Source organism: Salimicrobium flavidum (genome assembly GCF_900156645.1).
Taxonomy (GTDB): Bacteria; Bacillota; Bacilli; order Bacillales; family Halobacillaceae; genus Salimicrobium; species Salimicrobium flavidum.
Map to the genome: position 1 here is coordinate 1 of NZ_FTOC01000023.1, position 8,427 is coordinate 8,427.

General features: G+C 47.3%; 6 protein-coding genes and 2 pseudogenes. 6 read left to right on the forward strand and 2 right to left on the reverse strand.

Features of this window, described 5'->3' with window-relative positions:
* Positions 1 to 661: pseudogene (locus BW944_RS14605) on the forward strand (IS630 family transposase); the annotation flags it as partial.
* 390 nt (positions 662 to 1,051) lie between these two features.
* Here the strand turns inward: BW944_RS14605 and BW944_RS14610 are convergent.
* Entirely contained in the window at positions 1,052 to 1,348 is a 297-nt protein-coding gene (locus BW944_RS14610; protein WP_076560939.1) for a Rossmann-fold NAD(P)-binding domain-containing protein, read from the reverse strand.
* 615 nt (positions 1,349 to 1,963) lie between these two features.
* On the opposite strand from BW944_RS14610, the gene menC reads away from it, so the two are divergent.
* The 5 genes from menC (at position 1,964) to BW944_RS14635 (ending at position 7,287) form a co-directional block, all read left to right on the forward strand.
* Positions 1,964 to 3,085 carry an o-succinylbenzoate synthase gene (gene menC, locus BW944_RS14615; RefSeq protein WP_076560941.1) on the forward strand — a complete coding sequence of 374 codons (1,122 nt, stop codon included), beginning with the start codon at positions 1,964 to 1,966 and terminating at the stop codon, positions 3,083 to 3,085.
* Positions 3,069 to 3,770, forward strand: a complete 702-nt coding sequence (locus BW944_RS14620) for a GNAT family N-acetyltransferase (RefSeq protein ID WP_076560943.1) — start codon at positions 3,069 to 3,071, stop codon at positions 3,768 to 3,770. The genes menC and BW944_RS14620 overlap by 17 nt, the downstream gene beginning before the upstream one ends.
* A gap of 179 nt (positions 3,771 to 3,949) precedes the next feature.
* Complete coding sequence (locus tag BW944_RS14625; RefSeq protein WP_076560945.1) at positions 3,950 to 4,777, forward strand: MurR/RpiR family transcriptional regulator; 828 nt, start codon at positions 3,950 to 3,952, stop codon at positions 4,775 to 4,777.
* 13 nt (positions 4,778 to 4,790) lie between these two features.
* On the forward strand, positions 4,791 to 5,906 hold the full coding sequence (locus BW944_RS14630) for an amidohydrolase (protein WP_076560946.1): 1,116 nt from the start codon (positions 4,791 to 4,793) through the stop codon (positions 5,904 to 5,906).
* Positions 5,907 to 5,910: 4 nt separating this feature from the next.
* Positions 5,911 to 7,287 carry a YjiH family protein gene (locus BW944_RS14635; RefSeq protein WP_076560947.1) on the forward strand — a complete coding sequence of 459 codons (1,377 nt, stop codon included), beginning with the start codon at positions 5,911 to 5,913 and terminating at the stop codon, positions 7,285 to 7,287.
* 480 nt (positions 7,288 to 7,767) lie between these two features.
* Here the strand turns inward: BW944_RS14635 and BW944_RS14640 are convergent.
* Positions 7,768 to 8,427 (reverse strand): annotated as a pseudogene (locus BW944_RS14640) (IS630 family transposase); the annotation flags it as partial.

The following is an 8,427-nucleotide window of genomic DNA, read 5'->3' on the forward strand; positions in this document are numbered from 1 at the left end:
GAGGCGCATCCAAACTGCTTCATGCCCTCGGGTTAAGCTACACCCGGCCCACCTATACGCTGCAACAGGCTGATCCGGCGAAGCAGCAAACCTTTGTCGAAGACACCTTTCCGGCTTTAAAAAAAAGCTGATGGATGGTGATATTGACCATGTGCTTTTTGAGGACGAATCGATGATCCGTGATTATCAGGCGATCGGCCGTACCTGGTTTCTCAAAGGGAAGCTGCGTCTCATTCCCACGTATGGCCAGCACAAAGGTGTGAAGCTGATCGGTACGCTCGATTATGCGACCGGGAGTATCCTCTGTGTCGAAGAGGAACGATATGACGCCGAAGCCTTTTTACGCTTTCTCTCGACCGTTCTGGATGTTTACCCGACGGGTAAGATCGTGATGGTGCTGGACAACGCCCGGATTCATCATGCGAAACTGCTTCAGCCCTTTTTCGAAGTAAACAGCCACCGACTGGAACTGATCTTTCTGCCACCCTACAGCCCGGAATTCAATTTGATGGAGGGCGTCTGGAAATGGCTGAAGGAAACTGTCATTCACAATGTCTTTTTCAGGAGCGTGCAGAAGATTGTTCTCGCGGTCCGGGAGTTCCTGCAAGATGTCCAACAGCGCCGCGAAGAGGTCATCGATCGTTTATGCATCAGGCTATAGAACATTAGTTCAACTTATATAGTTGAAATTCTTCCATAAGTGCTGTTTTGTTCACGAAGTAAAAAAAGACTGGGTCCTGTTCATGGTTTCTGTCTTCCTGTATAAATATTTACTTTTCCTTTTGCAGAGGAAGCTGGTGTCCTTTATGAAGAACTAACTGACATCTTTAAGGACGTTGTTCCCATGGCTCCAACGATCGCTTGGATGACACCGTTCGATATCTCCTCATGCGTCAGCCATCTCGAACCGGATTCGTTTAGGACAAAGTCCAACCTCACTTCCTTGACTGAACACTTCTCCATGTCTTCCTCTTCGCTGTTTTTAATATCTGAGCTCTTGCTTCTGCTGCCTTTTATTACGACTAAAGACCATGGATGACTTGGTTGCAGTTTATGTATAGTGGCTTTGATTATTGAGATTGCGTGAGGTGAAGTACTGTGGATCCATGCTACGACCAAATCGATAGAACCGTATTCTTCGTGAGCGGTTGTGATCTGTTTTTTTTACTTCATCTACATCCGTGTAGTCCAAGTGTTCCGTTTCCATTCCGTGTGTATCCGCTAATTGTTCTAACTTCCTGGCGTCTATTCCAAATGCGACTGTGTTAGTCGAATGCGCAGCGATCCATCCTGTTGCTTCAGCCAACATCCCTGTTCCACCAAAAATCCAAGCATTTCCTAAGTTCATTTATCATCTACACCCCTTCTTGAAAATATTGTATTAATACTACTTTTATTAACCACCTCGAAGGATTCCCTTCCAAATAAGGTCTCTTCCTCCCTTATATTGTAAGTCATTCTCCAGTTCCCGTAACTTCGAAACACCTGAATATCCGATTTAATTCTCTCCTTACTACTTAAGAGCGGGCTTTCGTTGTAAATATTCGAAGACACTCTTTTATCAGTATTTTTTTATAGGAAAGGCTCAAACGGGATGGTCGTGCTCTCTCTTCGAAGTATTTTCGTGGAGTTCGGATGGACTAAGGGTGTCTGAGCTCGGTGTAAATTTACGTTACCCGGAGTTCAGTACACGCGCCGGGCTTCCGAGCTCCTCAATTCTAAAAAAATGAGGTTCTCAGGCCCCGGAACAGCTCGCTGAACACAACACAAATAACGACCATGCCAATAATCGAGGCATTCACTCCGACAATCTTTCAGTCGTATCAGACCAAGAAAGACTATACAGTCCTCATCCAAGGATTTTTTTAGAAAATTCTCAATACATTCGTTGTAATGAAGGGTTTCTTCTAGTATTTTGTTTATATAAAGGAAAAACTTCAACAAGTAGGAAGGATGAAGGGCTGTGAATATCACTAAAGTAGTTGTACGGCAGATGAAGATGGGTCTCAAACATCCATTCACGACAAGCGTGGGAACGGAACAATATAAAGACGTTATTCTTGTGGAAGTCCAATCAGAGAATGGATACTCCGGGTGGGCTGAGTCGGTGGCAATCAACGAACCGATTTATAATGAAGAAACGGTACATACGAACTGGCCAATTATGAAACAATTTTTACTCCCCAAGTTGTGGGAAGCCTCTCTCACCCACCCTTCGGAAATCGCAATACGCTTTGAATCGGTCCGGGGGAACTTCAATGCCAAGGCTGCAGTGGAACAGGCAGTGTGGGATCTGTATGCGAAGGAAAAAGGAATTTCTCTGAAGGAGGCTCTTGGAGGAGAATATACTCAGATCCAAGTAGGTGTAAGTATCGGTATTACGGATTCCATTGATAAATTAATCGGGAAGATCGACAGTCATACAAAGAAAGGATACAAGAGAATCAAGGTGAAGATCATGCCTGGATGGGATGTGGATGTCCTTGCTGCCATCCGTAAGAAATTCCCGGATATTGAACTGATGGCCGATGCGAATTGCGCCTACACTCTTCAAGACGTGAAACATTTGCAGAAATTGGACTCGTTCAATCTCACTATGATCGAACAACCGCTGGCTCATGATGACATCATCGATCATGCCGTGCTGCAACGGCTTCTGAAGACACCGATCTGCCTGGATGAAAGTCTTCACACTTACGAAGACGTACGGAAAGCTGTGAACCTGGGCAGCTGTCGGATTGTGAACCTGAAAGTCGGACGCGTAGGCGGGTTGACGGAGACGCTCAAGATCCACGAGTTCTGCCGGGAAAAAGGAGTTCCGATGTGGTGCGGCGGGATGCTCGAGACCGGAATAGGGCGTGCGCACAATGTAGCTCTATCCACGCTTTCGCAATTCACGTACCCGGGTGATACCGCCCCTTCCTCCCACTACTGGAAGAAGGACATCATCACTCCGGAAGTAACGATGGAGAATGGAGTCATTCAAGTCCCTGAAAAGCCCGGAATCGGGTATGAGGTCGATGTCGACTATATCGACTCACTCACCGATCGTAAGGAGGTTTTCACACGTGACCAGGACGCTTAGAGAGGAAACAGTGCGTCACCAACCTCGTCAGGAAAGTGAAAAAGCCTCCTTCTCTCTCCTTGATTTGACCCATATATCAGAAGTCAGGCGCCTTCAGGAGAAAGTGAAGGAAGAAGTGCAGCAACAAGAGTTACTGCAGGAACTGACGGAGGAAGAGCTTGAATTTGTCCTCGAAGCGAGAGGAATCGTTGTCGGAGTTTACGCGAAAGAAAACCTGATCGCCTTTCGTGCGATGATGTATCCTAAAGCGGATGACCCGGAAAATCTCGGTAAGGATCTCGGACTCGACACAGAAAGAGTAGCTCACCAGGAAATATCCTGCGTCCATCCGGATTATCAGGGGAACGGTCTGCAGAAGAAAATGGGAGAAACAATCATGGAAGAATTCCGTGATGAAAGACCCGATCTTATCCACGTGTTATGTACGGTCCACCCTGAAAATGAGGCGAGTCTCCGGGATAAATTCCATCACGGGATGGTCATCGTGGAGCTCAGGGAGAAATACGCCGGGAAACTGCGCTATATCATGTATCTGCCGTTGCAGGAGACACTGCATGTAAATGCAGAAAAAATCATTTCAGTCCCTATCGAAGACATCGATCAGCAAAAAGCACTACTCAAAGAAAACTATATAGGCTATGATTACTCGAACGGAAAAATATTATATGGAAAACGGGACGAATGAATGCCGGGAAGGTCGTTATAGATAACCCTATCAGGTATGTCGGTCAGCTGATTGCTTCTAAAAAAAGACGGGAACAGGTGCAATTACTATAATTTTCAGAAAAATATTGTTATGAAGGATAAAGTTTAGTATATTAACTATTGTGAAGGAAAAACTTCATAAAGAGAAAGGATGTTTCAATGAAGAGTACGTTCGACCAATTGATCAGAAATTGGCACCCTTCGTTATCGAAAGGGCAGCAGAAAGTGGCCGATTACTTGATGAAGCACCAGGAAAAGAGTGCATTCCTGACGGCGTCGGAGCTTGGAAAAGAAGCCGGCACAAGTGAGACGACAGTAATCAGGGTTTCCTACGTGCTCGGTTTTCGCGGTTATTCCGATATGCAGCATACGATTCGCGAGGACTGGCTAAAGGATGGACAAACGGACAACGAAGAAGAACCGGATGTCTTCCTTCGAGTGGTGAAGGAAGAACAGGAGATTTATGAACGCCTCCCTTCCCAGCTCGATATGAAGGATGTGCAGAAAGCGGTAGATGCACTGCGAGCTGCCGATAACGTGTACATAGGTAGTCATGGAAGCTCGTATGCAGCCGGGTATTGGCTGTACTATTCGCTTCGCCGCTGGAAAGAACGGGTGTCTCTGTCGCAGCCTTCCGGTGTACTTGTGGAAGACCTCAACGAGATTACGAAGGACTCGCTGTTCATTCTTTTTTCTTTTCCACGATACCGAAAAGAAGGAAAAGACCTCCTCTCTCTAGCAAGAAAATTCGGTGCGACCGTGCTCGTCATCACCAACAGGCGCTTTTCCCCCCTCGGCAGGGAAGCAGACATCCTGCTGACTACGGAAGAGGGACGCACCACCGATTATCATTCGATCGCTCCTGCGATGACCATCTCCGAAATGCTGATCCAGGGGCTTGCCGAACAAAAAGGGACCGACGCTTCCGACAAGAAACAGCAGCGCCTGGAAACGCTTTTTGCTCATCAGAATATTCACCTGGAATAGGGGGAATGTGTTTATGGAACATGCACAAACGCTTGAAAAAACATATGAAGAGCTCCATCGTCTTGCAGAACCGAGTGGCGGGGAAGAGAAAACATCCCTCTACCTGAAGCAAAAGCTTACCCAAGCCGGATATGACATTCAGGAATTCAAGAACCATTACGGCTTTTATGTCGAATGGCCCGGAGAGCAGGAGGAAGTCATTGCGCTACGTGCCGATATGGATGCTTTGCTTCAGGAAGTGGAAGGGAAAGTCCGTGCCAATCACTCCTGCGGTCACGATTCCCATAGCACCATGGTGCTTCATACAGCCCTGCGTATAGCTGCAGAAAAGAAGAAGTATAACCACACGGTGCGTTTCCTCTTCCAGCCCTCGGAAGAAATCGCTGCCGGGGCTCTCGAGATGATGCGAAGCGAAGCTTTGAAGAACGTCGTGTTTCTTGCCGGCATCCACCTGCGTCCGGAGCACGAAGTTCCTTCAGGAAAAGCGGCACCGGGGATCAGGCATGGGACGATCGTCAGCTTGAAAGGAAAAGTGACGGGCACTCCTGCTCATGCAGCCCGTCCGGAAGATGGAACCAACCCTATCGAGATTTCTTCAGAACTTATAGAACGGTTCCGAGACATCTCGATACGCGAACCGTTTTCTTTCAAAGTGACGGAATTCCATGGAGGGGAAGCGTCGAATGCTATTCCTGCCACGTGCACATGGACGTATGATATACGTTGTCGTTCCAACGAAGGACTGGATGAACTTACCGACAGGGCTGAAGTAGAGATGAAAAAGCTCGCATCGGAAACAGGAGCGGAAATCTCTTTTTCTCTGGAAGAATTTTCCCCGGCAGCCCGTATCAACAGAAAAGCAGTCCAGAAGGCGGAAAAAGCGATTCGGGAAGCGGCTGGTGAAGAAGCTATAGATGAAATCTGTGAGTCTCCGGGAGCTGAAGATTTTCATTTTTACACGTTTCATCAACCGGAAATTGAAGCGACGATGATCGGTCTTGGTTGTGGGTTGAAACCCGGCCTGCACCATCCTGATATGACATTCGATACTTCCGCCTTGATTTTTGGAATGGACATTCTCTATGAACTTTTACAGGAAGCTGATCAATCAACATATAACGAGGAGTGAGCTGATGAGTCATGAATCTAGAAAAAACCAAACAGAAATGGAAGCGTTTACAAATAAAGATTATATGAAGTTTATTCTCCCCTCCCTCTTCGGAATATTATTTTTCATCATTCCGATTCCGACGGAGGACGGAATTACGATCCCGGTTGCATTCCTGGCTAATGGAGTGAATGGAATCCTTGGGGAAGGGGTGCCGATTCTTGCCGTCAGCATCATCACTATAGCAGTGATCGCCACAGCTGCAGCAAAAATCTTCCGCCCAACCTGGGTGACGGCATCGCCTTTCTGGACGAACCTGCTGGATGTCAGCCGTAACTGGGTGATTGCGAGAACAGCCGGTATGATCTTCGCTATCATGACCCTCCTTGCTCTCGGACCGGACTTCATCGTGGCAGACATTACCGGAGGCTTGCTTATTTACGACCTTATTCCTATTCTTTTCACGACGTTCTTCTTTGCCGGTCTGCTATTACCACTCCTGCTCAACTTCGGGTTGCTGGAATTCATCGGTACGATGCTCGTCAAACTGATGCGCCCGCTCTTCACATTACCGGGCCGCTCCTCTCTCGACTGTCTCGCTTCCTGGGTCGGAGACGGAACAATCGGCGTTCTCTTAACGTCGAAGCAGTACGAAGGCGGATTCTACTCCCGACGTGAAGCTGCAGTCGTCGCTACGACTTTTTCCGTCGTCTCCATCACATTCACGATCGTCGTCATCTCGTATTTGAATATGGAAAACTATTTCCTTCACTACTACGCGACCATCACGCTTGCCGGAGTGATTGCGGCTATCATCATGCCGAGGATTCCACCGCTCTCACACAAGACCGAGGAAACCTTCGATGGAAGTGAGAAGAAGACAGATGAAATGATGCCGGAGGGTGTGTCTGTTTTCAGCTGGGGAAAAGAGAAAGCATTATATCGCGCCAGAGGAAGTCAAGGTCCTCTTGCTACGCTGAAAGAAGGCTTCCAGAACGTATTGGACATGTGGATCGGAGTACTTCCCATTGTGATGGCAATTGGAACGGTGGCTCTCGTCATCGCCGAGTTCACCTCCTTTTTCACCATTATCGGAACACCGTTCGAATATATACTGATGGCTATGCAGGTTCCTGAAGCAGCGGCTGCAGCACCTACAATGGTCGTCGGATTCGCCGACATGTTCCTGCCGGCTGTTATCGGCAGCAGCATAGAAAGCGAGATGACAAGGTTCATCATTGCCTGTGTTTCTGTTACACAACTCGTGTACATGTCAGAAATGGGAGGTCTTCTTCTTGGGTCCAAACTTCCGGTGAAATTCCGTGAGCTCGCAATGATTTTCCTGCTGCGTACGATGATTACGTTACCGGTTGTTGTTGCTGTTGCGCACCTTATCTTTTAAACGGAAGGTAACTCTTAAAAAGATTCCACTTCTTCAAAAAGGAGGAGTGGAATCTTTTTCATAAAACCATGAAGCTCCATATGTTTCCTAAAATGTTTGTTTACGTGATGTTCAGGAGTCCGGATTATATCTGAACGCAGTACAAAATAATGGTTCGAGGAGCTCAGCTGCCCTCTGACTTCCGAACACCTCTATTCACAGAAAAATGAGGTGCTCAGACCTGGAATCGCCCACTGAACACCTCACAAATATTCGAATAGCTGAATTACCGCCATGTCGTCGTTTAATGATGGTTTTCTGCTTCATGCATATCCTGGAAAAACCTAAGTTCCTGAACGTATCATTCATAATTAACAAACCACTTTCACTGAATGCTTACTGACCGATCATATAGTTCAAAAATGAAGAATCACCATTTGTAAACATAATCAATCCATACTCTCCTAAGTCGTAATTGGCTATATAAGTTGAACTAATGTTCTATAGCCTGATGCATGAACGATCGATGACCTCTTCGCGGCGCTGTTGGACATCTTGCAGGAACTCCCGGACCGCGAGAACAATCTTCTGCACGCTCCCGAAAAAGACATTGTGAATGACAGTTTCCTTCAGCCATTTCCAGACGCCCTCCATCAAATTGAATTCCGGGCTGTAGGGTGGCAGAAAGATCAGTTCCAGTCGGTGGCTGTTTACTTCGAAAAAGGGCTGAAGCAGTTTCGCATGATGAATCCGGGCGTTGTCCAGCACCATCACGATCTTACCCGTCGGGTAAACATCCAGAACGGTCGAGAGAAAGCGTAAAAAGGCTTCGGCATCATATCGTTCCTCTTCGACACAGAGGATGTTCCCGGTCGCATAATCGAGCGTACCGATCAGCTTCACACCTTTGTGCTGGCCATATGTGGGAATGAGTCGCTGCTTTCCTTTGAGAAACCAGGTCCGGCCGATCGCCTGATAATCACGGATCATCGATTCGTCCTCAAAAAGCACATGGTCAATATCACCATCCATCAGCTTTTTTTAAAGCCGGAAAGGTGTCTTCCAGAAAGGTTTGCTGCTTCGCCGGATCAGCCTGTTGCAGCGTATAGGTGGGCCGGGTGTAGCTTAACCCGAGGGCATGAAGCAGTTTGGATGCGCCTC

Excerpts from the sequence above, each read along its gene's own strand:
- BW944_RS14610 (WP_076560939.1), bottom strand. The coding sequence starts at position 1,348 with ATGAACTTAGGAAATGCTTGGATTTTTGGTGGAACAGGGATGTTGGCT.
- BW944_RS14625 (WP_076560945.1), top strand. The coding sequence starts at position 3,950 with ATGAAGAGTACGTTCGACCAATTGATCAGAAATTGGCACCCTTCGTTA.
- BW944_RS14630 (WP_076560946.1), top strand. The coding sequence starts at position 4,791 with ATGGAACATGCACAAACGCTTGAAAAAACATATGAAGAGCTCCATCGT.
- BW944_RS14635 (WP_076560947.1), top strand. The coding sequence starts at position 5,911 with ATGAGTCATGAATCTAGAAAAAACCAAACAGAAATGGAAGCGTTTACA.